The 1,147-nt window shown below is 62.2% G+C and carries 2 protein-coding genes; both read right to left on the bottom strand.

From position 1 onward, the window contains the following. Window positions 1-345, bottom strand: a 345-nt coding sequence (locus J4F42_19150) for a cyclohexanone monooxygenase (protein ID MCE2487635.1), incomplete at its 3' end; no start/stop codon positions are given. A 1-nt stretch (window position 346) separates the two neighbouring features. Further along, a partial coding sequence (locus J4F42_19145) for an NAD(P)/FAD-dependent oxidoreductase (GenBank protein MCE2487634.1) occupies window positions 347-1,147 on the bottom strand: 801 nt, incomplete at its 5' end.

Here is a 1,147-nt window from a genome sequence, read left to right as displayed (position 1 = left end):
CGGGGTGGGGACAATACTCGACAGCTTCTGCTCGCGCAGGTGGCCGATGGCATCGGCGATCCATTCCACGATCATCTCGGCGCACACCGTGTAGTTGCAGAAGGCCGAGTTGGTGGCGATGAAGAAGTTCGGGAAGCCGGCGGTCTGCAAACCCAGGTAGCTGCGCGGACCGTCGGCCCACTTGTCCTTGAAGGTCTGGCCGCCTTCGCCCCGAATATCGATCCGGGTCAACGGCCCGGATATCGCGTCAAAACCGGTCGCATAGATGATGACGTCGAGTTCATACTCGGCGTCCTGGGTTTTCACACCCTTGGGCGTGATGCGCTCGATCGGCGCCGAGCGCACGTCAACCAGCTTCCTCGTAATAGTTGGTCTCCAGCGGGATGCGCTTGGCCCCGAACGGATGATCCTTGGGCGCCAGCAACTCCGCCACCTCGGGATCATGAACCCGCTCGCGGATCTTGTTGCGCACGAACTCGGCAAAGTCCTCGTTGGCCTCGCGGTTGGTCATGATGTCGTGGAAGTTGCCCAGCCATTTCTTGAAGCCCGGCTGCGCCCACAGCTCCTCGTACAGGGCCAGGCGCTCTTCCTTGGGGACATCCAGGGTACACCGCGGATCGAAATCATGCATGAAGGCGGCCGGGGTTTCGCGGCAGCGTTTGTGGATTTCCGGGTATTTGGCCTTCCACGCAGCCTGGGTCTCGGGAGCGACTTCCGAGTTCCTGAGCGGCGCGCAGTAGTTCGGCGTGCGCTGAAAGACGGTCAGCTGACCCGCTTCCTGGGCGACGATGGGAATCAGCTGAACCGCAGTCGCGCCGGTGCCGATGCAGCCCACCCGCTTGCCGCTGAAGTCCGCCTTCTCCTTGGGCCAGCGCGAGGTGTGAAACGACTCGCCCTCGAAGCTGTCAATCCCCTCAAAGGGCGGCATATAGGTCGCCGACAGGATGCCGACCGCGCCGATCAGAAACTGCGCCCGGGCGCGCTGGCCGTTTTCGATCTGGACCTCCCAGCAGTGTGCGTTCTCGTCATAGACCGCCCCAGCGACCCGAGAATTGAACCGAATGTCGCGGCGCAGGTCGAACTTGTCGGCCACAAAATTGAGGTAGCGCTCGTTCTCCGGCTGGCCCGAAAAATGCTCTTTCCAGTC

It is taken from the genome of Desulfurellaceae bacterium (assembly GCA_021296095.1).
Classification (GTDB): Bacteria; Desulfobacterota; Binatia; order Bin18; family Bin18; genus JAAXHF01.
This window is presented reverse-complemented; position numbering and strand designations above follow the sequence as displayed.